General features: G+C 73.8%; 30 protein-coding genes and 3 pseudogenes. 10 read left to right on the forward strand and 23 right to left on the reverse strand.

Annotated elements, in window-relative coordinates; genetic code table 11:
• Positions 1-32 precede the first annotated feature (32 nt).
• The 6 genes from ACFP3R_RS15035 to era form a co-directional block, all read right to left on the reverse strand.
• Positions 33-470 (reverse strand): hypothetical protein, encoded by a 438-nt coding sequence (locus tag ACFP3R_RS15035; RefSeq protein ID WP_380636623.1) that lies wholly within the window; start codon positions 468-470, stop codon positions 33-35.
• An 84-nt stretch (positions 471-554) separates the two neighbouring features.
• Entirely contained in the window at positions 555-815 is a 261-nt protein-coding gene (locus ACFP3R_RS15040; protein WP_380636625.1) for a hypothetical protein, read from the reverse strand.
• Positions 815-1,180, reverse strand: a complete 366-nt coding sequence (locus ACFP3R_RS15045) for a hypothetical protein (protein ID WP_380636941.1) — start codon at positions 1,178-1,180, stop codon at positions 815-817. The genes ACFP3R_RS15040 and ACFP3R_RS15045 overlap by 1 nt, the downstream gene beginning before the upstream one ends.
• A 101-nt stretch (positions 1,181-1,281) precedes the next feature.
• Positions 1,282-2,133 carry an isoprenyl transferase gene (locus ACFP3R_RS15050; RefSeq protein ID WP_380636626.1) on the reverse strand — a complete coding sequence of 284 codons (852 nt, stop codon included), beginning with the start codon at positions 2,131-2,133 and terminating at the stop codon, positions 1,282-1,284.
• A 39-nt stretch (positions 2,134-2,172) separates the two neighbouring features.
• Positions 2,173-2,925: a DNA repair protein RecO gene (recO, locus tag ACFP3R_RS15055; RefSeq protein ID WP_380636628.1), complete on the reverse strand. Its 753-nt coding sequence runs from the start codon at positions 2,923-2,925 to the stop codon at positions 2,173-2,175.
• Positions 2,926-3,822 carry a GTPase Era gene (gene era, locus ACFP3R_RS15060; protein WP_380636629.1) on the reverse strand — a complete coding sequence of 299 codons (897 nt, stop codon included), beginning with the start codon at positions 3,820-3,822 and terminating at the stop codon, positions 2,926-2,928.
• Between the two features lie 153 nt (positions 3,823-3,975).
• On the opposite strand from era, the gene ACFP3R_RS15065 reads away from it, so the two are divergent.
• Positions 3,976-4,830: a C39 family peptidase gene (locus ACFP3R_RS15065; RefSeq protein WP_380636631.1), complete on the forward strand. Its 855-nt coding sequence runs from the start codon at positions 3,976-3,978 to the stop codon at positions 4,828-4,830.
• Here the strand turns inward: ACFP3R_RS15065 and ACFP3R_RS15070 are convergent.
• From ACFP3R_RS15070 to hrcA, 11 genes and pseudogenes are all read right to left on the reverse strand, one after another.
• On the reverse strand, positions 4,827-5,159 hold the full coding sequence (locus tag ACFP3R_RS15070) for a cytidine deaminase (RefSeq protein WP_380636632.1): 333 nt from the start codon (positions 5,157-5,159) through the stop codon (positions 4,827-4,829). The genes ACFP3R_RS15065 and ACFP3R_RS15070 overlap by 4 nt on opposite strands.
• A complete protein-coding gene (locus ACFP3R_RS15075; RefSeq protein ID WP_380636635.1) occupies positions 5,152-6,450 on the reverse strand; it encodes a hemolysin family protein in 1,299 nt (432 codons plus the stop codon). The genes ACFP3R_RS15070 and ACFP3R_RS15075 overlap by 8 nt, the downstream gene beginning before the upstream one ends.
• Before the next feature lie 18 nt (positions 6,451-6,468).
• Positions 6,469-7,023: an rRNA maturation RNase YbeY gene (gene ybeY, locus ACFP3R_RS15080; RefSeq protein ID WP_380636637.1), complete on the reverse strand. Its 555-nt coding sequence runs from the start codon at positions 7,021-7,023 to the stop codon at positions 6,469-6,471.
• Positions 7,024-7,028: 5 nt separating this feature from the next.
• Positions 7,029-7,394: pseudogene (locus ACFP3R_RS15085) on the reverse strand (PhoH family protein); the annotation flags it as partial.
• Between the two features lie 267 nt (positions 7,395-7,661).
• Positions 7,662-8,477: pseudogene (locus ACFP3R_RS15090) on the reverse strand (LAGLIDADG family homing endonuclease); the annotation flags it as partial.
• Positions 8,466-9,176 (reverse strand): annotated as a pseudogene (locus ACFP3R_RS15095) (PhoH family protein); the annotation flags it as partial. The pseudogenes ACFP3R_RS15095 and ACFP3R_RS15090, both read right to left, overlap by 12 nt.
• A 232-nt stretch (positions 9,177-9,408) precedes the next feature.
• Complete coding sequence (locus tag ACFP3R_RS15100) at positions 9,409-9,768, reverse strand: histidine triad nucleotide-binding protein (protein WP_380636639.1); 360 nt, start codon at positions 9,766-9,768, stop codon at positions 9,409-9,411.
• Positions 9,769-9,778: 10 nt separating this feature from the next.
• Positions 9,779-10,381 carry an alpha/beta hydrolase family protein gene (locus ACFP3R_RS15105; protein ID WP_380636642.1) on the reverse strand — a complete coding sequence of 201 codons (603 nt, stop codon included), beginning with the start codon at positions 10,379-10,381 and terminating at the stop codon, positions 9,779-9,781.
• 281 nt (positions 10,382-10,662) lie between these two features.
• Positions 10,663-11,397: a 16S rRNA (uracil(1498)-N(3))-methyltransferase gene (locus ACFP3R_RS15110; protein WP_380636644.1), complete on the reverse strand. Its 735-nt coding sequence runs from the start codon at positions 11,395-11,397 to the stop codon at positions 10,663-10,665.
• Complete coding sequence (dnaJ, locus tag ACFP3R_RS15115; protein ID WP_380636646.1) at positions 11,394-12,542, reverse strand: molecular chaperone DnaJ; 1,149 nt, start codon at positions 12,540-12,542, stop codon at positions 11,394-11,396. Before dnaJ ends, ACFP3R_RS15110 begins: the two co-directional genes overlap by 4 nt.
• Before the next feature lie 82 nt (positions 12,543-12,624).
• Positions 12,625-13,650 (reverse strand): heat-inducible transcriptional repressor HrcA, encoded by a 1,026-nt coding sequence (gene hrcA / locus ACFP3R_RS15120; RefSeq protein ID WP_380636647.1) that lies wholly within the window; start codon positions 13,648-13,650, stop codon positions 12,625-12,627.
• A gap of 109 nt (positions 13,651-13,759) precedes the next feature.
• Here hrcA and ACFP3R_RS15125 point away from each other — a divergent pair, with 109 nt between their 5' ends.
• Complete coding sequence (locus tag ACFP3R_RS15125) at positions 13,760-14,494, forward strand: GNAT family N-acetyltransferase (RefSeq protein WP_380636648.1); 735 nt, start codon at positions 13,760-13,762, stop codon at positions 14,492-14,494.
• Between the two features lie 60 nt (positions 14,495-14,554).
• Here ACFP3R_RS15125 and hemW read toward each other — a convergent pair whose 3' ends face one another.
• Positions 14,555-15,769 carry a radical SAM family heme chaperone HemW gene (hemW, locus tag ACFP3R_RS15130; protein WP_380636652.1) on the reverse strand — a complete coding sequence of 405 codons (1,215 nt, stop codon included), beginning with the start codon at positions 15,767-15,769 and terminating at the stop codon, positions 14,555-14,557.
• 55 nt (positions 15,770-15,824) lie between these two features.
• Here hemW and ACFP3R_RS15135 point away from each other — a divergent pair, with 55 nt between their 5' ends.
• The 7 genes from ACFP3R_RS15135 (at position 15,825) to ACFP3R_RS15165 (ending at position 21,686) form a co-directional block, all read left to right on the forward strand.
• Complete coding sequence (locus ACFP3R_RS15135) at positions 15,825-15,959, forward strand: putative leader peptide (RefSeq protein WP_380636655.1); 135 nt, start codon at positions 15,825-15,827, stop codon at positions 15,957-15,959.
• Positions 15,960-16,071: 112 nt separating this feature from the next.
• Positions 16,072-17,763 carry a nitrite/sulfite reductase gene (locus ACFP3R_RS15140; RefSeq protein WP_380636659.1) on the forward strand — a complete coding sequence of 564 codons (1,692 nt, stop codon included), beginning with the start codon at positions 16,072-16,074 and terminating at the stop codon, positions 17,761-17,763.
• Positions 17,760-17,921, forward strand: a complete 162-nt coding sequence (locus ACFP3R_RS15145) for an Insertion element protein (protein WP_380636663.1) — start codon at positions 17,760-17,762, stop codon at positions 17,919-17,921. Before ACFP3R_RS15140 ends, ACFP3R_RS15145 begins: the two co-directional genes overlap by 4 nt.
• The gene (locus ACFP3R_RS15150; RefSeq protein ID WP_380636667.1) at positions 17,918-18,619 is read left to right on the forward strand and encodes a phosphoadenylyl-sulfate reductase; all 702 of its coding nucleotides are present in this window, start codon (positions 17,918-17,920) and stop codon (positions 18,617-18,619) included. Before ACFP3R_RS15145 ends, ACFP3R_RS15150 begins: the two co-directional genes overlap by 4 nt.
• Positions 18,616-19,515: a sulfate adenylyltransferase subunit CysD gene (gene cysD / locus ACFP3R_RS15155; protein WP_380636670.1), complete on the forward strand. Its 900-nt coding sequence runs from the start codon at positions 18,616-18,618 to the stop codon at positions 19,513-19,515. Before ACFP3R_RS15150 ends, cysD begins: the two co-directional genes overlap by 4 nt.
• Positions 19,515-20,834 carry a sulfate adenylyltransferase subunit 1 gene (locus ACFP3R_RS15160; protein ID WP_380636673.1) on the forward strand — a complete coding sequence of 440 codons (1,320 nt, stop codon included), beginning with the start codon at positions 19,515-19,517 and terminating at the stop codon, positions 20,832-20,834. Before cysD ends, ACFP3R_RS15160 begins: the two co-directional genes overlap by 1 nt.
• A gap of 123 nt (positions 20,835-20,957) precedes the next feature.
• Positions 20,958-21,686, forward strand: coding sequence for a sirohydrochlorin chelatase (locus ACFP3R_RS15165; protein WP_380636676.1), 729 nt, complete (start codon positions 20,958-20,960; stop codon positions 21,684-21,686).
• Positions 21,687-21,841: 155 nt separating this feature from the next.
• Here ACFP3R_RS15165 and ACFP3R_RS15170 read toward each other — a convergent pair whose 3' ends face one another.
• Positions 21,842-22,303, reverse strand: a complete 462-nt coding sequence (locus ACFP3R_RS15170) for a MarR family winged helix-turn-helix transcriptional regulator (RefSeq protein WP_380636677.1) — start codon at positions 22,301-22,303, stop codon at positions 21,842-21,844.
• Positions 22,300-22,902 carry a DJ-1/PfpI family protein gene (locus ACFP3R_RS15175; RefSeq protein WP_380636679.1) on the reverse strand — a complete coding sequence of 201 codons (603 nt, stop codon included), beginning with the start codon at positions 22,900-22,902 and terminating at the stop codon, positions 22,300-22,302. Before ACFP3R_RS15175 ends, ACFP3R_RS15170 begins: the two co-directional genes overlap by 4 nt.
• Before the next feature lie 61 nt (positions 22,903-22,963).
• Between ACFP3R_RS15175 and ACFP3R_RS15180 the strand changes: the two genes are divergently transcribed.
• Complete coding sequence (locus tag ACFP3R_RS15180; protein ID WP_380636682.1) at positions 22,964-23,734, forward strand: enoyl-CoA hydratase-related protein; 771 nt, start codon at positions 22,964-22,966, stop codon at positions 23,732-23,734.
• A 7-nt stretch (positions 23,735-23,741) separates the two neighbouring features.
• Here the strand turns inward: ACFP3R_RS15180 and ACFP3R_RS15185 are convergent, their stop codons facing one another.
• Genes ACFP3R_RS15185 through ACFP3R_RS15195 form a run of 3 tightly spaced genes read right to left on the reverse strand, consistent with a single transcriptional unit; the run spans position 23,742 to position 24,665 of the window.
• Positions 23,742-24,014, reverse strand: a complete 273-nt coding sequence (locus tag ACFP3R_RS15185) for a barstar family protein (RefSeq protein WP_380636684.1) — start codon at positions 24,012-24,014, stop codon at positions 23,742-23,744.
• Positions 24,011-24,430, reverse strand: a complete 420-nt coding sequence (locus tag ACFP3R_RS15190) for a guanyl-specific ribonuclease (RefSeq protein ID WP_380636686.1) — start codon at positions 24,428-24,430, stop codon at positions 24,011-24,013. Before ACFP3R_RS15190 ends, ACFP3R_RS15185 begins: the two co-directional genes overlap by 4 nt.
• Before the next feature lie 10 nt (positions 24,431-24,440).
• Positions 24,441-24,665 (reverse strand): hypothetical protein, encoded by a 225-nt coding sequence (locus ACFP3R_RS15195; RefSeq protein ID WP_380636688.1) that lies wholly within the window; start codon positions 24,663-24,665, stop codon positions 24,441-24,443.
• Positions 24,666-24,683 lie beyond the last annotated feature (18 nt).

Below are 24,683 nucleotides of genomic sequence, written 5' to 3' on the forward strand. Positions count from 1 at the left end.
GGTTCCCGTCGTGAGTTCCCCGGCCGGGCGGATCAGGTCGGGAACGGCCCGAACGCGGACGCCTGGGACACGCCGCCCACCAGCACGTTCGCCACGACGGTGGCGACCGAGCCGGCCATGAAGCAGCGCTGCCCGAGCAGCATGGGCGGGGGCGGGGAGCAGGTCCCGATGGCCGGCTGGTCCAGCTGCGCGGACCAGTGGGCGGGCTGGGCGGCGCACGAGATGGTGGTGCTACCCCAGCCGTTGGCGTGGTGGAGCACGAGCTGGAAGGCGGAGACGTCGATGGTGGCCGTGCCGGTGGTGGTGGCGCAGGTCGCGGTGCCGAAGACCTGGAGCTCGCCGTAGGGGTAGCCGGCGGTCTGGACGCCGGAGACGGTGATGCTCGCCGCCGCCAGGGCCGTGGGGGTGACGACGAAGGTGGCGGCGGCGATCATGGTCGCGCACAGGGCGGCGCGGGCTCCGGCTCTCACGACGGGCTCCTCTCGACGGCGGTCCGGGCACCGTAGCCCCGCGCCGCGCCGGACCGTCAGTTCCGATCGGGGGAACCGCCCCGATCAGTCCTCCGAGCGCAGCTCCTCGATGGTGGCCAGCACGTCCGCCGCCTCCTCCACCGGCAGCAGCGGCTCCACCACGGCCGTCACGCCGCGGCTGCCCGCCAGCACCTCCTCGGCCAGCTTCACCGCTTCCTCGCGCTCGTACGGCCCGCACACGAACGAGGCCCAGTCCTCACCCGCGGACGCCTCGAACGTCACCGCCCACGGCAGGCCGTCGACCTCGTCCTCGTCGTCCGGCTCGTACACCACCACACCGGCCATCAGGCACCCTCCCCAGCGCTCGCCAGCAGCTCGTTGCGCAGCTGCGAGGCGGTGGACACGACCAACATCAACAGCGTGCTCAGGGGCTCGGGCTTCAACCCCTCGGCGGGGAACGCGTACCGCAGCGTCACGTCCATCCCCCGCTCGGTGTGGACCACGCCCAGCGTGCCGAACAGGCCCTGGCCGGCGCGCTCGGCCGCCGACACCGCCAGGCTCGGGTCGCTGGGCAGGTCCCACGCCACCACGCAGGTCAGGCTCAGCACGGTCAGGCCCTCGGCCAGCCTCATCGCCTGCACCGCGCACGGCACCTCGCCGTGCCGGAAGCTCAGCGCGCCGTCGTCGTCCACGTGCACCTCGTGGAACATCTCCAGCGCCTCGCGGGCCGCGGTCAGCAGCCCGCCGGTCACCTCGGCGTCGTCGCTCACCGCGTTGTCGCCCACCGCGTCGTCACCCACCGCGTCGTCACTCACCGCGCACCCTCCACGTCGACACCCTCCACCTCGGGACCCTCCACATCCGGCCTGTCCACGGCGCCGCCGAAGCGGCGGTCCCGCCTGGCGTACGCCTCGCAGGCGCGCCACAGGTCCAGCCGGTCGAAGTCGGGCCACAGGATGTCCTGGAACACCAGCTCCGCGTACGCCGACTGCCACAGCAGGAAGTTCGACGTGCGCTGCTCCCCCGACGGCCGGATGAACAGGTCCACGTCCGGCATGTCCGGCTGGTACATGTGCCGGGACAGCGTGCGCTCGTCGACCTTCTCCGGGTTGATCTTGCCGGCCGCGGCCAACCGGGCGATCTCCCGGGCCGCGTCGCCGACCTCGGCGCGCCCGCCGTAGTTGATGCACATCGCCAGGTTCAGCACGTCGTTGCCCTTCGTGCGCTCCTCGGCGACCTCCAGCTCCTTGATCACGCTGCGCCACAACCTCGGCCGGCGGCCCGCCCAGCGCACCCGCACGCCCAGCTCGTCCAGCTCGTCGGTGCGGTGGTGGATCACGTCGCGGCTGAAGCCCATGAGGAAGCGCACCTCCTCGGGGCTGCGCCGCCAGTTCTCGGTGGAGAACGCGTACAGCGATATCCACTTCACGCCCAGCGCGATGGCGCCCTTGGCCACCTCGACCACCACGGCCTCGCCGCGCTTGTGCCCCTCGATCCGGGACAGCCCGCGCTGGTTGGCCCAGCGGCCGTTGCCGTCCATCACGATCGCGATGTGCCGGGGCACCAGGTCGGCCGGGATGTCGGGCGGCGTCGCGCCGGTGGGGTGCGGTTCCGGGGGTCGGGCGACGCGCTCGACGCGATCCGCCCGCCGTCGGCGAAGCATGGCTGTCCTCTCGGGGTGCTCAGGTGGGGACGGGCGAGCCTAACCCTCCACCGGCCGGGCCTTGCGCTCGACCAGGGGCAACGAGCGCAACTGCCGCTCCAGGTGCCACTGGAGGTGCGCGGCGACCAGACCGCCCGCGTCGCGGCGGGCGACGGCCGGGATCTCGTCCACCGCGTCCCAGCGGCCGTGCAGGAGCGCCGAGAGCAGGCGCAGCGTGTCACCCGACGGGGTGGCGCTGCCCGGTGGGCGGCACCGAGCGCACACCATGCCGCCGGCGTGCACGTTGAACGCCTTGTGCGGACCGGGGTCGCCGCAGCGGGCGCACTCGTCCACCGCGGGCGCCCAGCCCGCGAACGCCATCGCCCGCAGCAGGAACGCGTCGAGCACCAGCGCGGCGTCCCGCTCCCTCGCCGCCAGCGCCCGCAGCGCGCCCGTGACCAGCAGGTACAGCCGCAGGGCCGGTTCGCCCTCCTCGGCGGTGAGCCGGTCCGCGGTCTCCAGCACCGCGCACCCCGCCGTGTAGCGCGGGTAGTCGTCCACCAGGACGACGCCGAACGCGTCCACCGTCTGCACCTGGGTCACCACGTCCAGCGACCGGCCGGGGTAGAACTGCGCGTCCACGTGCGCGAACGGCTCCAGCCGCGCGCCGAACCGGGACGAGGTGCGCCGCACGCCCTTGGCGACCGCGCGCACCTTGCCGTGCCGCTGGGTGAGCAGGGTGATGATGCGGTCGGCCTCGCCGAGCTTCTGCACCCGCAGCACCACGCCGGTGTCCCGGTAGAGGTTGGCCACCTAGAACCCCAGTCGGCGCAACTGCTTCGGGTCGCGCTGCCAGTCCTTGGCGATCTTGATGTGCAGGTCCAGGTAGACGCGCGTGCCGAGCAGCTTCTCGATCTGGCGGCGGGAGTTGATGCCGACCTGCTTGAGCCGCTCGCCCCGGTGCCCCAGGATGATCGCCTTCTGGCTGGGGCGCTCCACGAACACGTTGGCGTGGATGTCCACCAGGTCGTCGCGGCCCTCGCGCGGCAGCATCTCCTCCACCACGACCGCGATCGAGTGCGGCAGCTCGTCGCGCACGCCCTCCAGCGCGGCCTCCCGGATCAGCTCCGCGACCAGGGTCTGCTCCGGCTCGTCGGTCAGCTCGCCGTCCGGGTACAGCGCGGGCCCCTCGGGCAGCTTGCCCACCAGCAGCTCCGCCAGGGTGTCCACCTGGTAGCCGTCCACCGCCGACACCGGGATCAGCTCGGCGAAACCCATCACGGCCTGGAGCGCGAGCAGCTGCTCGGCCACCTGCTGCGGGCCCACCAGGTCCGTCTTGGTGACGATGCCGAACACCGGGGTGCGCTTGGCGATCTTCTCCAGCTCGGCGGCGATGAACCGGTCGCCGGGACCGACCTTCTGGTCCGCCGGCACGCAGAACCCGACCACGTCCACCTCCGACCAGGTCTCCCGGACCAGGTCGTTGAGGCGCTGGCCGAGCAGGGTGCGCGGGCGGTGCAGGCCGGGCGTGTCCACGAGGATCAGCTGGCCGTCCTCGCGGTGCACGATGCCCCGGATGGTGTGCCGGGTGGTCTGCGGCTTGCTGGACGTGATCGCGACCTTGGTGCCGACCAGCGCGTTGGTCAACGTCGACTTGCCTGCGTTGGGGCGGCCGACGAAGCACGCGAACCCGGAGCGGTAACCATCCATCCCCCCATTGTCCCCGGTCCCGCCGACAGCGCCGTGCCCGCCCTCCCGCTCCCGCGCGCTTCGCCACCACGAAGCGTCCCGGCGGGCCGGGAACCGCTCCCCGCCCCGCCGACTCCGAGGTGGTGAACCACCCACCACCCCGGAGGCATCCCCGTGAAACGCCTGCTCCGCTCGCTGCTGTTACCCGTGCTCGTCACCTCCGCCCTGCTCGGCGGCGCGACCACGGCCACCGCCGCGCCCGCCACCGTCGGCAACACCGACGGCGACGGCCTCACCGTCCGCTCCCGCCCCACCAGCGCGAGCACCTCGCTCGGCCTGGTGTTCGACGGGCGGCGCGTCGACATCTCCTGCCAGGTCCGCGGCCAGTCGGTGACCAACACCCGCGGCTTCACCAGCGACCTGTGGGACCACGTGCCCGCCCTCGGCGGCTACCTCGCCGACGCCTACATGTCCACCGGCCACGACTACCGCATCCCCGGCGTGCCCGACTGCGGCGGCCAGGGCGGCTCGCCGGTGCCCGTCTCCCAGTTCCACGGCCAGCCCAACCAGGGCGAGGACTGCGGCCCCGCCAGCGTGGTGTCCGCCCTGCTCGCCGCGGGGGTGACCCCGCGCGGCTGGAACGCCTCCCGCCCCGTGACCGCGATCAACCAGGCCCGCGCCGACATGGGCTACGACCCGTCGTGGAACGACCCGAACAAGTTCGGCACCAACGAGGGCGACGTCAAGCGCGCCCTCGCCCGCAACGGCGTCACCGCCACCGTGGTCTTCAACGACCTCAACCGGACCCTCGCCCACGTGCGCGGCGGCCGGCCCGTCGTCCTCGCCGGCAACATGGTCAGCCTGCCCTGGTCCGGGCGCAACGTGCCGCACTTCCTGACCGTGGCCGGCTACGACGGCGCCTACCTCGTGCTCGACCCGGCGTCCCAGGCGATCGTCTACCGCGCCTCAGCCGCCACCCTCTCGGCCTACTACGACCACAACCTCGGCCGGGCCGGGGTGCTGCTCTAGACGGTCTCCACCAGCGCGCCGGAGGCGTCCGCCCGCAGGACGGGCGCACCGGCCGCCAGGTCCCGCACCGCCGCCACCGAGTCCGCGTCCACCGCGCCCGCCTCCGTCACCACGGCCGCCGCCTCCAGGCCCTCGGCGCCGCTGGACACCGCCGCCGCCACCGCCGCCTGCAACGCGGTCAGCGCCAGCGACGGCAGCGCCACCGTGGTCGCCGCGTACGTCCGCCCGTCGGTGTCGCGCACCGCCGCGCCCTCGGCCGCGCCCGTCCGCGCCCGCGCCGACCGCGCGAGCGTGATGATCTTCAGGTCCTCGGGGTCGAGCTCACTCACCGGGGGTCTCCTCGTCGCCTTCGTCCTCGCGCCCCTGCCGCACCAGCACCGTGGTGATGCGCATCCGCCCGCGCTCGTCCTTGCCGCCCTCGGCCCGCATCCGCAGGCCCGCGATCTCCGCCTCCGTGCCCGGCAGCGGCACCCGCCCCAGCCGCTGCGCCAGCAGCCCGCCGACCGTCTCCACCTCGTGGTCGTCCAGCTCCGTGCCGAACAGCGAGTCCAGGTCGTCCACCGGCAACCGCGCGCTCACCCGCACCGACCCGTCCGCCAGGTGCTCCACCGGCGGCCGGTCCTCCGTGTCGGACTCGTCGGTGATCTCCCCGACGATCTCCTCCAGGATGTCCTCGATCGTCAGCAGGCCCGCCGTGCCGCCGTACTCGTCCACCACCACCGCCAGGTGGTTGCGCGACAGCTGCATCTCCCGCAGCAGGTCCGCGATCGGCTTCGAGTCCGGGATGAACGAGGCGGGCTTCATCACGTCCGACACCAGCGTGCCGTTCGGGTTCTCCGCCAACGTCAGCCGCACCAGGTCCTTGAGGTTCACCACGCCCACGATGTCGTCGACGCTCTCCCCGATCACCGGCACCCGCGTGTACCCCGTGCGCAGCGACAGCGCCAGCGCCTGCCGGATCGACTTGACCGACTCGATCCACACGATCTCCGTGCGCGGCACCATCACCTCGCGCGCGATCGTGTCGCCCAGCTCGAAGACCGAGTGGATCATCTCCCGCTCGCCCTCGTCCACGACCCCGCGCTCCTGGGCCATGTCGACCAGCTCGCGCAGCTCCACCTCCGAGGAGAACGGACCCTCCCGGAAGCCCTTGCCCGGCGTGATCGCGTTGCCGACCAGGATCAGCAGCCTGCTCAGCGGCCCCAGCACCCGGCCCAGCACCCGGATCGGCCCCGCCGCGACCAGGCTCACCGCGTACGGGTGCTGCCGGCCGATCGTGCGCGGACCCACGCCCACCAGCACGTACGACACCACCAGCATGCTCAGCCCGGCCACCAGCACCGCCACCCAGCCGGTGTCCACCAGCCGGAAGCACACCACGGTCACCAGCACCGTCGCCGCCAGCTCGCAGCCCAGCCGCAGCAACAGCAGCAGGTTGACGTGCCGCGGCCGGTCGGCCAGCAGCGCGATCAGGGACCCGGTGCCCGACCGGCCCTGCCGCTGCAACGCCTCCACCCGCGCCCTCGACACCGTGCCCAGCGCCGCGTCCGCCGCGGCGAACACACCCGCGCCCAGCACCAGCACCACGGCCAGCACCAGCAGGCTGGTCGATCCCGCCATCCCCATCCCGGACCCGCCTCAGGCCGTCGGGCCGGGCCGGTCCGAGTCCTCCAGCCCCACCGCCCCGAGCAGCTTCGAGTCCGCTTCCCGCTGGGCCGACTGGCGCGCCGCCTCGGCCGTCGCGGTGCGGAAGTCACCCAGGATGCGGTTCTGCAACGTGAACATCTCCCGCTCCTCGGCGGGCTCGGCGTGGTCGTAGCCGAGCAGGTGCAGCACGCCGTGCACGGTCAGCAGGTGCAGCTCGTCCAGCAGGCTGTGCCCGGCCTTCTTGGCCTGGTCGTGGGCGAAGTCCGGGCACAGCACGATGTCGCCCAGCAGCGCCGGACCCAACCCCGCCGCGTCCGGCCGCCGGGCCGAGTCCAGCTCGTCCATCGGGAACGCCATCACGTCCGTCGGACCCGGCAGGTCCATCCAGCGCTGGTGCAGGTCCGCCATCACGTCCAGCTCCACCAGCAGGACGGACAGCTCGGCCAACGGGCTCACGCCCATCCGGTCCAGGGCGAACCGGGCGGCGGCCACGATGGACGGCTCGTCCACGCCGACGCCCGACTCGTTCGCGATCTCGATGCTCACGACGCCTATCGTCCCCGGCGCTGCCCGCGCGACCTCGCACCGGGTCCGGCGTGGTGCCCGCCCCGGTCGCGGGTATCGTCCTCGTCCTGCTCGACCTGCCACTTCTCGTAGGCGTCCACGATGTCCGCGACCAGCCGGTGGCGGACCACGTCGCTGCTGGTCAGGATCGAGAAGTGGACGTCCTCCACGCCGTCGAGGATGTCCCTGACCACCCGCAGGCCGCTGCGCTGCCCACCGGGCAGGTCGACCTGGGTGATGTCGCCGGTCACCACGACCTTCGAGCCGAAGCCGAGGCGGGTGAGGAACATCTTCATCTGCTCGGGCGTGGTGTTCTGCGCCTCGTCGAGGATGATGAAGGCGTCGTTGAGCGTGTTGTGCGTCAGCAGGTGGTCCTCGGTGACGTACAGCGAGTCGGCCGCCGCCACCTGGATGCACACGGCCTCCGCCCGACCCGCGGGCTCGATGCTGTCGATGAACCGCATCGGCCGACCGCCACCGCCGGCCGCCCGGTACCTGTCCCGCTTGCGGGCGAGCCGGAAGGGCTCCACGCCCTCGGGGAGGCGGATGTCGACGACGTGTGCGTCGTCGCGGTGGCCGACCTCGCGGCCGCCGGCCCGACCCGGGGTCCGTCCCCCGGCAGGACGGGTGCGGGTGTAGGCGATCCCGCCCAGCGACCGGACCAGTCCGATCACCTCGTCCCGGAGCCGGGCCGAGGTGGTCGCGTACTGGATGCGGCAGGTCCGCCCGGCCTGGACGACCGGTCCCCCGTCGGAGTCCAACAACCCCTGGAGCAGCGCCAGCCGGACCTCGGACGTGTTGAGCAGGTAGGCGTCCGGGATGAACTTCGTGCCCGAACGGGTGCCCAGCAGGTCCAGCGCCCGGGTCACCGGGTTCTCCAACGTGACGACGTCGCCCGGGGACCTCACCCGGTTCAGGGTGTGGTCCGCCCGGCTCTTCCGCCGCGCCACCACGCCGGGGAGGGCCGCCTCCAGGGCCACCGCCAACTCGGGGTCGGCGGTGGCGGAGGACGGCGTGGTGGAGCCCGTCGGGCAGCCGTCGCCCAGCAGCAGACCCAGGGCGTAGGGGTCCATCGGGACCTCCCGCGCCGGGTGGCAGGCAGGCGCGCTGAGCAGGGGGAGCTCGTACCGCCGGGCGTGGGCGGCCCGGAGGTTGCCGATCATCTCCTTGGTCTCCAGCACCCGCCACGGCTTGTCCCGGCGTCGGTCGGACGCGGTCCTGACCGTCCAGAGGTGGTCGCCGCAGCACAGCGTCGAGGCCCCGTCCTGGGCGGTGACGCGGTAGATGTCCTTCTCACCCTGCGGGTACACGCCGAGCACCGGCGTGGGCTCGCCGTTCGAGCCGATGACCAGGTCCCCGACCCGGAGGCTGCCGATCGGGCGGAAGCCCCCCGGCGTGAGCACCTCGGTGAACACCGGCTGCGCCCGACCCCGCATGTAGGCCAGCGGGGCGACCTCGATCGTGCCCGCCTGGGTCAGCCGCGGGATGGACTCGGGGTCCACCATGTCGTGCAGGGCGTCGTACAGGGGGCGCAGGTACGGGTCGATCTTCTCGTACAGCGTGCCGGGCAGGTAGCCGAGCCGCTCGCCCGCCTCGACCGCCGGGCGGGTCAGGACGATGCGGTTGACCTGCTTGGCCTGGAGCGCCTGCACGGCCTTGGCCATGGCCAGGTAGGTCTTGCCGGTGCCGGCGGGGCCGATGCCGAACACGACGGTGTTCTTGTCGATGGCGTCGACGTAGTGCTTCTGGTTGAGCGTCTTGGGCCGGATGGTGCGGCCGCGCCGGGAGATGATGTCGAGGCTGAGCACCTCGGCGGGCGACTCGCTGGTGCCCGCGGACAGCATCGCGACGGTGCGGCGGACCGTGTCCGGGCCGACCTGCTGGCCGCGGCTGGCCAGGGTGACCAGCTCGGTGAAGACTCGTTCGGCGAAGGCCACGTCGGCGGGTTGGCCGGAGAGGGTGATCTCGTTGCCGCGCACGTGCACGTCGGCGTCGAGCAGCTCCTCGACCAGGCGCAGGTTCTCGTCGCGCGAGCCGAGCAGGGCGAGCACCGCCCCGTCGGGCACGGCGAACTTGGACTGGGCATCGGCCGCGTCCCGGCCTGCCTGCGGCGTGTTGTCAGCGGTACCGGCCACGTGGCCTCGGGCCCTCTTCCTGCGCGTTCGTCCTCGCCCGGGGGTGGGCTCGGCTGCTGCGTCGATGCTAGCCGCCCGTACCGACAGTGCGCACCGCAGTTGGGAAGCCGCCGGGCGGGAGGGGTGCGGGCGCCCAGGGGGTCGGGTCCGGGGGACCAGGCCCGGGACCAGGCCCGGAGGTCGGGCTCGGGGATCAGGCCAGGGGCCCAGGCCACGAGGTCAAGCCCGGGGATCAGGCCAGGGGGCCCAGGGCGCGGCCGCCGAGGACGTGCAGGTGGGCGTGGAACACGGTCTGCCCGGCGTCGCGGCCGGTGTTGAACAGCAGCCGGTAGCCGCTGTCGGCGATGCCCTCGGCCCTGGCGACCTCGCCCGCGGCCAGGAACAGGTCGTCGAGGACGCCGGGCGCGGTGGCGGCGAGGGCGGCGGCGTTCTCCACGTGGGCCTTGGGCACCAGCACGACGTGCGTGGGCGCCTGCGGGGTGATGTCGCGGAAGGCCAGGGTGGTGTCGGTCTCGTGCACCACGGTGCCCGGGACCTCGCGGGCGACGATGCGGCAGAACAGGCAGTCGGACGTGCGCGGCAGGCTGGACATGCGCGGCAGGTTATCGGGCCAGGCGCAGGGCGGCGTCGCGGCAGGCGGCCCACGCCCCGGTCCCGACGGTGATCACGTCCAGGTGCCCGGCGCCGGGCAGCTCGACCAGCTCGGCGCCGGAGGCGCGGGCGAACGCGGCGCTCTGCTCGAAGGGCACGTCCTCGTCGGCGGTGCCGTGGACCAGCACGATCGGCTTGTCGATGGGCAGCAGGGCGGTGGGCGAGGCGTCGGCGTAGCGCTCGGGCACCTCGTCGGGGGTGCCGCCGAGCAGTTCGGCGGCGCGCCGGGTGATGGCGGGGTGGCCGAGGAGGTCCAGCACGCCGGCCTGGGCGACGGCGCCGACGACGCGGGGGTGGCGGGCGGCGGCCCACACGGCGAGGTGCCCGCCCGCGGAGTGACCGAGAGTGACCACGGGGCCGAGGGCGGGGTCGAGTGCGTCGATCGCGGCGAGGACGTCGTCACCGGTGGCGGGCCAGCCGCCACCGCCTGTTACCCGTCGGTACTCGACGTTGTGGGCGGCGGCGCCGTGGGCGACGAGGTCGGCGGCCAGGGGGCGGCCGAGTTCGAGCCCATAACGCTGGTGCCAGAAACCACCGTGGATTACCACGATCACCGAAAACGATTCACCGGGCGGGGTGGAAAACTCCGCGAACTGACTGGGGTGCGCCCCGTAGGTGATGCGCAAGGAAACCTCGTTATCGGAGGAACGCAAAAAGAGGCCGCGTCGCGGTGGGACCTGGGGGTCGTCCCACCACGACGCGGCGGCGCCGGACCGAGGGGGGAGGTGTCCGGCGTGTCCGGGGTTCGGGGACCGCTCCCGGTCGAACCGGGGCGACCCCTCTGGCCAGAAGCGTAACCCCTGTGTCGGCCATTCGCCAGAAGAGGCGGGAACCATTACCGCCAGCGATCGGTCAGCACACCCAGCGCACCCAGGGCCACCGCCGCGGCGGTCGACGCGCGCAGGACGTCAGGGCCCAGTCGCACCGCGTGCGCGCCCGCGGTGGTCAACGCGGACAATTCCTCGTCGGTGATCCCGCCTTCGGGTCCGACCACCAGCAGCACGTCCCCCGAAGCGGGCAGCGGAACCGATCCGAGGGCCGACGAAGATGATTCGTGCAAAACCAGTGCGACCGCGGACGAGGCGGCCAGCCGGGCGAGTTCGGCGGTGGAGGCGGGCGCGGCGACGGACGGCACGCGGGCGCGCCGGGACTGCTTGGCGGCCTCGCGCGCGGTGGCGCGCCAGCGTTCGAGGGCCTTGGCGCCGCGCGGCCCGTCGTCCCACTTGGTCACGCAGCGCGAGGCCCGCCACGGCACGACGGCGTCCACGCCCGCCTCGGTGGCCAGCTCCACGGCCAGTTCGCCGCGGTCGCCCTTGACCAGGGCCTGCGCCAGGACCACGCGCACGGCGGGCTCGGGCACGGTCCGGCGCTCGACGACCTCCAGCGCGAGGGCGTCCCTCAGCACCTCGGTGACCACGCACCGCGCCTGCTCCCCCGAGCCGTCGGAGAGCACCAGCTCCTCGCCCGCGCGCAACCGGCGCACGGTGGCCGCGTGCCGCCCCTCCGGCCCGTCGAGCAGCGCCGACGGGCCGGAGGGCAGTGCGGTCACGAGGAAGACCGGCGGGGTCACCGGTGGTTGCGACCGGAGCGCAGCCGGGAGAACAGCCCGCCGCCGCCCTTGCCGTTGTGCGCCAGGGTCGGCTCGTCCTCGCCGCGCGCCACGGCCAGCTCGCGCAGCAGCTCGGCCTGCCGGGTGTCGAGCTTGGTGGGCACCACGACCTCCAGGTGGACGTGGAGGTCGCCGTGGCCGTCGATGCGGCCGCTGGAGCGCAGCCGGGGCATACCGCGCCCGGTGAGCACCAGCTCGGTGTTCGGCTGGGTGCCCGGCTCGATCTCCAGCTCCTCCTCGCCGTCCAGGGTCTGGAGCGGCAGCACCGCGCCCAGGGCGGCGGTGGTCATCGGGACGCGCACCGAGCAGTGCAGGTCGGCGCCGTCGCGCTCGAAGACCTCGTGCGGCACCTCCTCGACCTCCACGTACAGGTCGCCGGCCGGTCCGCCGCCGGGTCCGACCTCGCCCTGGCCCGCGAGCCGCACCCGCATCCCCTCGGCCACACCGGCCGGGATCTGCACCGCGATGGTGCGCCGCGAGCGCACCCGGCCCTCGCCCGCGCACTGCTGGCACGGGTCGGGGATGACCTCGCCGAAGCCCCGGCACACCGGGCACGGGCGCGCGGTGACGACCTGGCCCAGGAAGGACCGCTGCACCGACTGCACCTCGCCGCGGCCGCCGCAGGTGTCGCAGCGCACCGGGGACGAGCCCTCGGCGGTGCCGCTGCCCACGCACCGGTCGCACAGGATCGCGGTGTCCACGGTCAGTTCCCGCGAGGCGCCGGCGGCGCACTCCTCCAGCGTCATCGACAGCCGGATGAGGGCGTCGGAGCCTGGCTGCACGCGGCTGCGCGGCCCGCGGCCGCTGCCGCCGCCCGCGCCGAAGAACGCGTCCATGATGTCGCCCAGCCCGAAGCCCGCGAACGGGTCGCGCATCCCGGCTCCGCCGCCACCCGGTTCCAACGGGTCGCCGCCCAGGTCGACGACCTGCCGCTTCTTGGGGTCCGACAGGACCTCGTAGGCGGCGGTCACCTCCTTGAAGCGCGCTTCCTCGTTGGGGTTGACGTCCGGGTGCAGCTGCCGCGCGAGCTTGCGGTAGGCGCGCTTGATCTCCTCGGGTGTCGCGTTCTTGGAGACACCGAGCGTGCCGTAGTAGTCCCTCGCCACCGTGTTTCCTCCTGCGGGCGCGTTCGGGCACGCGCTCGCTCGCTTGCGAAACGTCCTGCGGGACCGCGGTGTTCCCCCGTCGTCACCGCCCGGTCAGGATCTCACCGACGTAGGTGGCGACCGCTCGCACGGCCGCCATCGTGCCCGGGTAGTCCATCCTGGTAGGTCCCACCACTCCCATGCCGCCGAGCAGGTTGTCCCGGCTTCCGTAGCCGATGGACACGACGGAGGTGCTGCGCATCTCCGCCGCTTCGTTCTCCTCGCCGATGCGCACCAGGATCGTGCCGGGGTCGCTGGCGGCGGCCAGCAGCTTGAGCACCACGACCTGCTCCTCCAGCGCCTCCAGCACCTGGCGCAGCGAACCGGGGAAGTCTGCCACGTTCCGGGTGAGGTTCGCCGTGCCACCCAGCACCAGGCGCTCCTCGGGGTGCTCGACCAGCGATTCGATGAGCACGGTGCTGACCCGCGTCATGGCGTCGCGCAGCTCCGCGGGGGCCTGGTCGGGCAGTTCGGCGACCTCCGCGGAGGCGTCGGCCAGCCGCTTGCCGACCATGGCCGAGTTGAGCACCGAGCGCATCCGGGCGACGTTCTCCTCGGTGATCACGTCGCCGAGGTCGACCGAGCGCTGGTCCACCCGGCCGGTGTCGGTGATCAGCACCAGCACCAGCCGCGCCGGTGTGATGGCCAGCACCTCCAGGTGGCGGACGGTGGAGCGGCTGAGCGTCGGGTACTGCACCACCGCGACCTGGCGGGTCAGCTGGGCGAGCAGCCGGACGCTGCGGCGCAGCACGTCGTCGAGGTCGTAGGCGCCTTCCAGGAAGTTGTGGATGGCCTTGCGCTCCGCCGTCGACAGCGGCTTGACCTCGCTCAACCGGTCCACGAACAGGCGGTAGCCCTTGTCCGTGGGCACCCGGCCGGCGCTGGTGTGCGGCTGGGTGATGTAGCCGTCCTCCTCCAGCGCGGCCATGTCGTTGCGCACGGTGGCGCTGGAGACGCCCAGGTTGTGCCGTTCGACGAGCGCCTTGGAACCGACCGGCTCCTGGTTCGACACGTAGTCGGCGACGATCGCGCGCAGCACCTCGAACCTGCGCTCATCGGCGTTCACCACGCGCCACCTCCACACCCGGCCGGACCCTGCACCCAGAGTTTACGGAGGTGGCGGCCATCTTCGTAAAAGTCGTTCGCCCCGGGTCGCCGGGTGTGGGACAACCTGCGGTGTGCTTCCCCGGATCCAGGACAACCTGCGCGAGTCGATTCGGGCGGGCGCGGTGCGCGTCGGGCCGTTCCTCGCCCACTTCGACGCCCACAGCGACAACCCCTTCATGAACTACGCGGTCCCCGACGACGGCGCAGAACCGACCGCGGCCGAGGTGGAAGACCTGGTCACGGCCTTCCGCAAGCGTTCGCGCACGCCCCGGCTGGAGTACCTGCGGCCCGCGGCACCGGTGGACGCGGCGCTGGCGGCGGCCGGGTTCGAGGTGGACCAGCTGCTGCCGATGATGGCGCTCGACGAGCTGCGGGTGCCCGAGGCGCCGACCGGGCTGGTGCTGGGTCCGGCGACCTCGGACGAGGACCTGCTGGCGGCGTGCGTGGTGCAGAACACGGCGTTCGGGGTCGAGGGGACGGCGGGCGAGCCGGACGTGGCGCGGCAGCGGGAGCTGCTGCGCGAGGGCGGCGTGGTGGTGCTGGCCCGGCTGGGCGGCGAGCCGGTGGGCGCGGGCTCGCACACGGCGCCTCGGGACGGCCTGGCGCAGGTGGCCGGCATCGCGGTGCTGCCGGCGTTCCGGGGGCGGGGTATCGCGTCGGTGGTGTGCGCGGAGCTCACCGCGCGGGTGCTGGCGGCGGGGCTGCGGCCGTTCCTGGAGACCGAGCCGGACGGCAAGGTGACCCGCCTGTACGGGCCGCTGGGGTACCGGGTGATCGGGGAGTCGGCGTCGATCTCGCTGAGGTGACCGGCCGGGGTGACCGGCCGGGGTGACCGGCCGGGGTGACCGGCTGCGGCCGCCACCCGCTCAGGTGAGCCTGCGCACCACCGCGTCGGCCAGCAGCCGGCCCCGGTCGGTGAGCACGCACCGCCCCGCGCCCAGCGCCGCCGGGTCGAGCAGGCCGTCCGCCGCGGCGACCTCCGCCTCCGCCCGCCCCTCCGCGTCGAGCACGTCCAGCGGCAGCCCGGCGGCCAGGCGCAGCTCCAGCAGCACCCGCTCCACGCGCCGGTCGTCCCCCGACAGCTCCTCGCGCCCGGCGGCCGGGGACGTGCCCGCCGCGAGCAGCCCCGCGTACTTCGCCGGGTGCTTGACGTTCCACCAGCGCAGGCCGCCGACGTGGCTGTGCGCACCGGGGCCCGCGCCCCACCAGTCGGCGCCCCGCCAGTACAGCAGGTTGTGCCGGCACCCCGCCGCCGCGTCCGCCGCCCAGTTCGACACCTCGTACCAGGTCAGCCCCTGTTCGGTCAGGGCCCGGTCGACCTGCTCGTACTTGTCGGCCAGCACGTCGTCGTCGGGCATCGGCAGCTCGCCGCGCCGCACCCGGCGGGCCAGCGCGGTGCCCTCCTCCACGATCAGCGCGTACGCCGAGACGTGGTCCACGCCCGCGCCGCGCACCGCGTCCAGGGAGGCCCGCAGGTCGTCGGCGGTCTCCCCCGGCGTGCCGTAGATCAGGTCCAGGTTGACGTGGTCGAAGCCCGCCTGCCGCGCCTCCCGCGCCGCCGCGACCGGCCGGCCCGGCGTGTGGGACCGGTCGAGCACGGCGAGCACGTGCCGGGCCGCGGACTGCATCCCCAGCGACACCCGGGTGTAACCCGCGTCACGGATGGCCCCGAAGAACGCGGGCGAGGTCGACTCCGGGTTGGCCTCGGTGGTCACCTCCGCGCCCGGCGCCAGGCCCACCGAGGCGCGCACCGCGTCCAGCACGGCGGCCAGCCCGTCGGGTCCGAGCAGGGACGGCGTGCCGCCGCCCACGAACACCGTCTCGGCCGGGGGCGGCGTGCCCAGGACCCGCGCGGCGAGGTCCAGCTCGCGCCGCAGGCCCTCCAGCCACGACTCGGGCGAGGCGGAACTGCCCAGCTCACCGGCTGTGTAGGTGTTGAAGTCGCAGTAGCCGCACCGGGTCGCGCAGAAGGGCACGTGGACGTAGACGCCGAACGGCCGGGAGCCCAGCCCGGCGAGGGCGGCGGCGGGCAGCGAGCCGTCGGGGGGCGCGGGATCACCGGCGGGCAGGGCGGAGGGCATGGCCTCCAGTGTCCCACCTACCAGCCCTTACCAGTCCTGTGGACCCCGTCCCACCATGCGGATGGAGGTGGACCACAACATGGACGCGTGGCACGCTGAGGTCATGACTTCGACCGGAATCCGCCTGGTGGTCCGCCGCCACGTCGACTTCCGGCGCGTCTCCAGCGCGATGTGCCGTCGTTCGGCCTGACCCGCGCTGACCTGTAGTTCCGTCGGCGCCGGGCTGCGCTGACGAGGATCCCACCGCGGCTCGCCCCGGGACTTCGCACGCGCCCAGCGCCCCGAATCCCCGGAGGACGAGGATGGTCCCCCCGACGACCTCGGCGAGCACGACGCCCCGCGCCAAGCAGCGCCGAGGCGAGGGGCAGTGGGCGCTGGGCTACCGCGAGCCGCTGAACCCGAACGAGCGGAGCAAGAAGGACGACAACCCGCTCAACGTGCGCGCGCGGATCGAGAACATCTACGCCCACGGCGGCTTCGACTCCATCGACCCGGCCGACCTGCGCGGCCGGTTCCGCTGGTACGGCCTCTACACCCAGCGCAAGCCCGGCATCGACGGCGGCCGCACCGCCACCCTGGAGCCGGAGGAGCTGGACGACGAGTACTTCATGCTGCGCGTCCGCATCGACGGCGGCCGGCTCACCACGCAGCAGCTCGCGCTGATCGGGGAGCTGTCCCAGACCTACGCGCGCGACACCGCCGACATCACCGACCGGCAGAACGTCCAGTACCACTGGATCCGCGTCGAGGACGTCCCGACGATCTGGCAGAAGCTGGAGGCCGCGGGGCTGACCACGATGGAGGCGTGCGGCGACAGCCCGCGCGTGATCCTCGGCTCCCCGGTCGCGGGCATCGCCGAGGACGAGGTGGTCGACGGCACCCCGGCGATCGAGGAGATCCTGCGCCGCTACATCGGCGACCCGCGCTACTCGAACCTGCCGCGCAAGTTCAAGACCGCGATCTCGGGCCTCCCGGACGTGGCGCACGAGATCCACGACGTGGCGTTCGTCGGCGTGGTCCACCCCGAGCACGGCCCCGGCTTCGACCTGTGGGTCGGCGGCGGCCTGTCCACCAACCCGATGATCGGCAAGCGGCTGGGCGCGTGGGTGCCGCCGGACGAGGTGCCGGACGTGTGGGAGGGCGTGATCGCGGTCTTCCGCGACTACGGCTACCGCCGGCTGCGGCACCGGGCGCGGATCAAGTTCCTGGTCGCCGACTGGGGCCCGGAGAAGTTCCGCGAGGTCCTGGAGACCGAGTACCTGGAGCGGAAGCTGGTCGACGGCCCCGCGCCCGAGGTGCCCGACGTGCCGCGCGACCACATCGGCGTGCACCGGCAGCGGGACGGCCTGTTCTACGTCGGCGCCGCCCCCATCGCCGGCCGGGTGTCCGGGTCGACGCTGGTCGAGGTCGCCAAGGTGGTCGAGCGGGCCGGGTCCGGCCGGGTGCGCCTGACCCCGCAGCAGAAGCTGGTCGTGCTCGACGTGCCGGAGGCCGAGGTCAAGGCCCTCCAGTCCGACCTGGCCAAGCTGGGCCTCCAGACCGAGCCGTCGCCGTGGCGGCGGGGCGTGATGGCGTGCACCGGCATCGAGTTCTGCAAGCTCGCCATCGTCGAGACCAAGGCCCGCGCGGTGGAGCTGGTGACCGCGCTGGAGGCGCGGCTGGCCGACGTCGTGGCCGGGGTCACCGCGCCCGTCTCGGTGCACATCAACGGCTGCCCCAACTCCTGCGCCCGCATCCAGACCGCGGACATCGGGCTCAAGGGCCAGATCGTCACCGACGCCGACGGCAACCAGGTCGAGGGCTTCCAGGTGCACCTGGGCGGCGGCCTGGGCCTGGACGCCGGGTTCGGCCGCAAGCTGCGCGGGCACAAGGTCACCGCCGCCGAGCTGTCGGACTACGTCGAGCGGGTGGTGCGCCACTTCGTCGCCCAGCGGGAGCCCGACGAGCGGTTCGCGCAGTGGGTCGCCCGCGCCGACGAGGACGCCCTCCGATGAGCGAGCGCGCCACCCCGTTCTACTGCCCCTACTGCGGGGACGAGGACCTCCGCCCCGAGGAGGAGCCGGCCCACTCGTGGCTGTGCGCCTCCTGCCGCCGCGTGTTCACGGTCAAGTTCGTGGGTCTCAACCTTCCACAGAAGGAGGTGCAGCGGTGACCGCCCCCACCAGGCTCGACGAGTTGAAGGTGATCGCCGAGGCCGCCTCGGTCGAGCTGGCGGACGCCAGTGCCGAGGAGGCGTTGGCCTGGACCGCCCGCACGTTCGGCGACAGCTTCATCGTCGCGTCGAACATGCAGGACGCCGTGCTGATCGACCTGGCCACTCGGGTCAAGCCGGACGTCTCCGTGCTGTTCCTGGAGACCGGCTACCACTTCGCCGAGACCACCGGCGTGCGCGACGCGGTCGAGCTGGTCTACCCGGAGGTGCGGATGGTCAACGCCGCCGCCGAGCAGTCGGTGGCCGACCAGGAGGCGGAGTTCGGCCTGCTGCACCGGACGGACCCCGCCCGGTGCTGCCACCTGCGCAAGGTGGTGCCGCTGCGGCGCGAACTGGCCAAGTACGACGCGTGGGTGACCGGCGTGCGCCGGGTCGACGCGCCGACGCGCGCGGACACCCCGGTCGTCCAGTGGGACGAGCGCAACGGCCTGGTGAAGGTCAACCCGATCGCGCCGTGGTCCGACGACGAGTTCAACGACTACCTCCACCGGCACGGGATCCTGGAGAACCTGCTGGTCCAGCAGGGGTACCCGTCGATCGGCTGCGCCCCGTGCACGGCGAAGCCGCTGCCGGGTCAGGACGCGCGCAGCGGCCGGTGGGCCGGGCTCGCCAAGACGGAATGCGGGTTGCACGGATGACGACAGCCCTGGACACGCTGGACCGCCTGGAGTCCGAGGCGATCCACATCTTCCGCGAGGTCGCGGGCGAGTTCGACCGGCCGGTGATCCTGTTCTCCGGCGGCAAGGACTCCACGCTCCTGCTGCACCTGGCGGTCAAGGCGTTCTGGCCCGCCCCGGTGCCGTTCCCGCTGCTGCACGTGGACACCGGGCACAACTTCGACGAGGTCATCGAGTTCCGCGACCGCGTGGTGGCCCGGCACGGGCTGCGCCTGGAGGTGGCGAAGGTCCAGGACTTCCTGGACGACGGCCGGCTCACCGAGCGCCCGGACGGCACGCGCAACCCGCTCCAGACCGTGCCGCTGCTCGACGCCATCACCACCCACCGGTTCGACGCCGTGTTCGGCGGCGGGCGCCGGGACGAGGAGCGGGCCCGCGCCAAGGAGCGGATCTTCAGCCTGCGCAACGCGTTCGGCCAGTGGGAGCCGCGCCGCCAGCGCCCGGAGCTGTGGAACCTCTACAACGGCCGCCACCGCCCCGGCGAGCACGTGCGCGTGTTCCCGCTGTCCAACTGGACCGAGCTGGACGTGTGGCGCTACATCGCCCGCGAGGGCATCGAGCTGCCGTCGATCTACTACGCCCACCACCGCGAGGTGTACCTGCGGGACGGGATGTGGCTGGCCGAGGGCCCGTGGGGCGGTCCGCGCGAGGGTGAGCGGCTGGTCGGCAAGACCGTCCGCTACCGGACCGTCGGCGACGGGTCGTGCACCGGCGCGGTCGAGTCCGACGCCGCGGACATCGAGGCCGTCATCGCCGAGGTGGCCGCCTCGCGGCTCACCGAGCGCGGCGCGACGCGCGCGGACGACCGGCTGTCCGAGGCCGCCATGGAGGACCGCAAGCGGGAGGGCTACTTCTGATGAGCGACCTGTTGAGGCTCGCCACGGCGGGCAGCGTCGACGACGGCAAGTCCACCCTGGTCGGGCGGCTGCTGTACGACACCAAGTCCGTGCTGGCCGACACCCTGGACGCGGTGCACCGCGCCAGCGCCGACCGCGGCCTGACCACGCCCGACCTGTCCCTGCTGGTCGACGGCCTGCGCTCGGAGCGCGAGCAGGGCATCACCATCGACGTCGCCTACCGCTACTTCGCCACGCCGGCGCGCTCGTTCGTGCTGGCCGACACCCCGGGCCACGTGCAGTACACCCGCAACACGGTGACCGGCGCGTCCACCGCGCAGCTCGGCGTGCTGCTGGTCGACGCGCGCAAGGGCGTGATCGAGCAGACCCGCCGGCACGCGGCCGTGCTCGCGCTGCTGGGCGTGCCGCGCCTGGTGCTCGCGGTGAACAAGATCGACCTGGTCGACTTCGACGAGGTGACCTTCTCGCGCATCGCCAAGGAGTTCACCGCGCACGCCACCGCGCTGGGCTTCCCCGAGGACGCCGTGGTCGGCATCCCGGTCTCGGCGCTGGCGGGCGACAACGTGGTGGAGCGCTCCGCGCGCACCCCCTGGTACGGCGGCCCCACGCTGCTGGAGCACCTGGAGACCGTGCCGGTCGAGCCGGACCCGCACGACGCGCCGTTCCGCTTCCCGGTGCAGTACGTGATCCGGCCGCGCACCACCGAGCACCCCGACTACCGCGGCTACGCGGGCCTGGTCGCGGCGGGCACCGTGCGGGTGGGCGACGAGGTGGCCGTGCTGCCGAACGGGCTGCGCACGACCGTCACCGGCATCGACACCGCCGACGGCCCCCTGGAGCAGGCCGCCGCCGGCCGGTCGGTGACCCTGCTGCTGGAGCACGACCTGGACATCTCGCGGGGCGACCTGATCTCGGCCGCGGCCGTGCCGCCGACCGTGACCGACGAGCTGGACGCCACCGTGTGCTGGCTGTCGGAGAAGCCGCTGGTGCCCGGCGCGCGCGTGCTGGTCAAGCACGGCACGCGCACCGTCCAGGCGATCGTCACGCGGCTGCGCACCCGGTTCGACGAGCAGCGGCTCGCCCGCACCGACGGGCCCGACTCGCTGGAGCTCAACGAGATCGGCCAGATCGACCTGCGCACGGCCGAGCCCATCCCGGTCGACGACTACGCGCGCCACCGCCGCACCGGCTCGTTCCTGGTCATCGACGCCGCCGACGGCAGCACGCTGGCCGCCGGGCTGGTGGGCGCGCCGCTGCCGGAGCTGGGCGACGACGCCGTGGAGCGGGACAGCCGCGCCCTCGTCTCCCCCGGCCCCTGAGGGGTCCGCGACCGTGAGCACACGACGCCGGTTCCCGGGCACCCCCACCGCGCGAGCCAGGTGCGCCCGGGTCGACCGCGACGGGGGCGCGCCGCGGTCCGGCCCCACCCCGGTGGGCGCGCCGTGACCGCGCTGGTGGCCGTGGCGCACGGCAGCCGGGACCCCCGGTCGGCGGCGACCGTGCGCGAACTGCTGGACGTGGTCCGGGCGCTGCGGCCGTCGCTGGACGTGCGGGCCTCGTTCCTGGACCTGTCGGCGCCGCTGCTGGGCGACGTGCTGCGCGCGGTCCGCGCCGACGGCCACCGCTCGGCCGTGGTGGTGCCGCTGCTGCTGGGCAAGGCGTTCCACGCGCGGGTCGACGTGCCGGGCGCGGTGGCCGAGGCCCGCGCCCCGGGACTGGACGTGGCGATCGCCGACGTGCTCGGCCCGGACCCGCGGCTGGAGTCGGCCGCCCTGCGGCGGCTGGCGTCGGTGGGCGTGCGCTCGGGCGACCGGTCGCTGGGCGTGGTCCTGGCTGGCGCGGGTTCCTCGCACGCCCCGGCCAACGCGCTGGTCTCGTCGATCGCGGCCCGGTGGGCGGCGGGCTCGGGGTGGGCGGGGGTGGAGCCGGCCTTCGCCGCGTCCGCGGCGCCGGACGTGCCGACCGCGGTGGGGCGGCTGCGGGCGCGGGGCGCGCGGCGCGTCGCCGTGGCGTCGTGGTTCCTCGCGCCGGGCCTGCTGCCGGACCGGGTGGCGCGGCTGGCCGGGGAGGACGCGCTGATCGCCCCGCCGCTGGGGCCGGACCCGGAGGTGGCGGAACTGGTGCTGCACCGCTACGCGAGCGCGCTGGTCCCGCTGGCCCGGACCGCCTGAGGTGCGGGCCGGCCGAGACCCGGACCGCCTGAAACCCGGACCGCCTGAAACCCGGACCGGCCGAGACCCGGACGTCCGAAACCCGGACGTCCGAAACCCGGACCGGCCGAGATCCGGGCCGCCTGAAACCCGGGCCGGCGACGACGGGGCGAGGGTCACCCCCGGTCCCGCTCGTCCTCCTCCAGCGCCTCCACCAGCCGCTCCATCACACCCAGCGCCGTGCGCAGGTCGGCCAGGTCCACCCGGGCCGAGATGCGGTTGGTGAACGCGTGCTGCGCCGCGGTCAGCCCGCGCACCGCCGCGTACCCCGCCGCGGTCGGCCGCAGCAGCTTGGCGCGCTTGTGCGCCGGGTTCGGCAGGTACTCGGCCAACCCCCTGTCCACCAGCAGGTCGGCGATGCGCTGCACGCTCTGCCTGGTCAGGCTCATCTCCCGGGCGATGCCGGACACCGGCAGCGGCTCCCGCAGCACCGCCCCGAGCACCTGCCACCACGCCGCGGTCAGGCCGACCGGCGCGGTCATCACCTCGGCGGCCGCGAGGAAGCCGCCGTAGAGGCGGAACGTGCGCATGATGACCTCGGTCAGCACGTCCCCGGCCTCGGTGCGCGGCTCGGTCACGCCCCCACCAGCCCGCCGAACCAGGCCGGGTCGCCCGTGCGGTGCAGGCCGTACCACGCCTCCAGCACCTCGTCCGGGTAGAGGTCCAGCTCGGCGAAGACCTCGCGGGCGAACTCCAGCGGCGACGCGCCGCCCGCGGTGATCACGCCCCGGTCCCGCACCGCCCGCTCGGCACCGAACCGGTCGGCCCCGGCGTAGCCGCCCAGCTCCTCCACCGCGTTGCCGGTGTGCCGCCGGTCGTCCAGCAGACCTTCGGCCGCCAGGCCGGCGACCGCGCCGCAGATGCCGGCCACCGGCACGCCCGCCCCGACCCAGCGCCGGGCGGCCGCGCCGAACGGGGCCAGCTCCCCGGTCGACCAGGCGTCCGCGCCGGGCAGGACCAGCATGGCGCTGTCGGCCGGGTCGGCGTCGGCCAGCACGAGGTCCGGCACGATCCGCAGCCCGCCGATCGTGGTCACCGGCTCGGGCCCGGCCCCGACCGCCCGCACCCGGAAGCGGCCGGGCTCCCGCTGGAACGCCGGGTTGTTGACCCCGGCCGCCACGTACCCGAACTCCCAGTCGGCCAGGCCGTCGTACACCGCGAGGTGGATCGTCTTCATGACAGCATCCTGTCAAGTTGACAGTACACTGTCAAGAAATCGCCGTCGTAGAGTGCGGCCCATGGCAGACGAGCTGGTCCACTACGGGGTGCGGCGCGGCATCGCGACGATCACGCTGGACTCCCCCCGCAACCGCAACGCCCTGTCCCGGCAGCTGCGCGCCGAGCTGACCGCGCACCTGGACACCGCGACGGCCGACGACGCCGTGCGGGTGGTCGTGCTGAGCCACACCGGACCGGTGTTCTGCTCGGGCATGGACCTCAGGGAGGCGGGCGGCGCGAGCGCCGACCAGCAGGGGGTCAACGAGTTCCCCGCGATCCTGGAACGGCTGTGGACCAGCCCCAAGCCCGTGGTCGCCCGCCTGGCGGGCCCGGCCCGCGCCGGCGGCGTCGGCCTGGTGGCCGCGTGCGACATCGCGATCGCGGTGGACACCGCCACCTTCGCGTTCAGCGAGGTCCGCATCGGCGTGGTGCCCGCGGTCATCTCGGTGACCGTGCTCCCCCGCCTGCTCCCCCGCGCCGCGCACGAGCTGTTCCTGACCGGCGAGACGTTCGCCGCCCCGCGCGCAGCGGCCATCGGGCTGATCAACTCGGCGGTGCCGGCGGAGGGGCTGGACGACGAGGTGACCCGCTACACCGACATGCTCGCGCTGGGCGCGCCCGGCGCCCTGGCCGCCACCAAGCGGGTGCTGCGCGAGCCGCGGGCGGAGGACCTGGGCGTGGCGTTCGCCGACATGCTGGAGCTGTCCGCGCGGCACTTCGGCGGTCCCGAGGGCCAGGAGGGCATCGCCGCGTTCGTGGCCAAGCGCCCGCCGTCCTGGGTGCCGGAGTAACCGGGTCTCAGCCGGGGCGGACCAGGGTGAGCCGGCGGTCGCCGGCCTCCCGGGTCCGCGCCGCCGCGTCCCGCACCACGGCCTCGACCTCGGCGTCCCCGCCCTCCCAGACCAGCACGTGCTCCCCCGCGGGCAGCCACGACAGGTCGGTCAGGCTGTCGTACAGGGCGTCCAGGTTGTGGCCGAACCAGTCGGGGAAGTCGAGCGCCTCGGCGATCGCGGCGACGGCGTCGCGCCGGTCGCGCGCGCCCGGCCGCACCCGGTGCAGGTAGGCGGTCACCGGGTCACGTCCACCACGACGAACGACGCGTAGTGGTCACCGGTGTAGAACACCTCGTCGGCCGCGCCCGTCACCAGGCGACGCGCGCCCCGGTCGTCGCTGCCGGGGGTCGGCACGGTGTACTCCCGGTAGTGGTCGCGGGCCTGCCGGGGCAGCCGCTTCTCCCGGTTCTGGAACGTCACGCCGTCGTTGCGCGGGTACGGGAACGGCCCGCCGCGCCCGATCAGCTCCCAGGTCTCGCGGACCTGCTCGGGCAGGTCCGACAGCTCCTCCACCGGCAGCCCCGAGGACGCGCCCGGCACCGGCGCCGAGGTCGGCCCCTGGGCCGTGCCGGTCACGTCCTTGGCGAAGTAGCCGACCACGACCAGCGCGATCAGGCCCAGCAGTGCGACGGTCAGGCGGCGAGCGGGAGTCACGTCCGCGAGCCTACGAACCGCTGCCCGCGTCCGTCTCGCCGGGCTGGGCGGGCGGCACCTTGGGCACCGGGTTGAACCTGGTCGAGGCGTTGTCCACGACCCGGTCGATCAGCCGGGCCGCGCCCAGGCACAGCGGCAGCAGCACCCCCATGAGCAGCGCGAACTGGAACGGGAAGGCCAGCTGCGCCATCCACAGCTCGACCCCGTCCCACCACTGCTGGAAGGCGTCCACCACGGCACCGAGCCTAGTCGG

This window comes from Saccharothrix lopnurensis, assembly GCF_042658445.1.
Taxonomy (GTDB): Bacteria; Actinomycetota; Actinomycetes; order Mycobacteriales; family Pseudonocardiaceae; genus Actinosynnema; species Actinosynnema lopnurensis.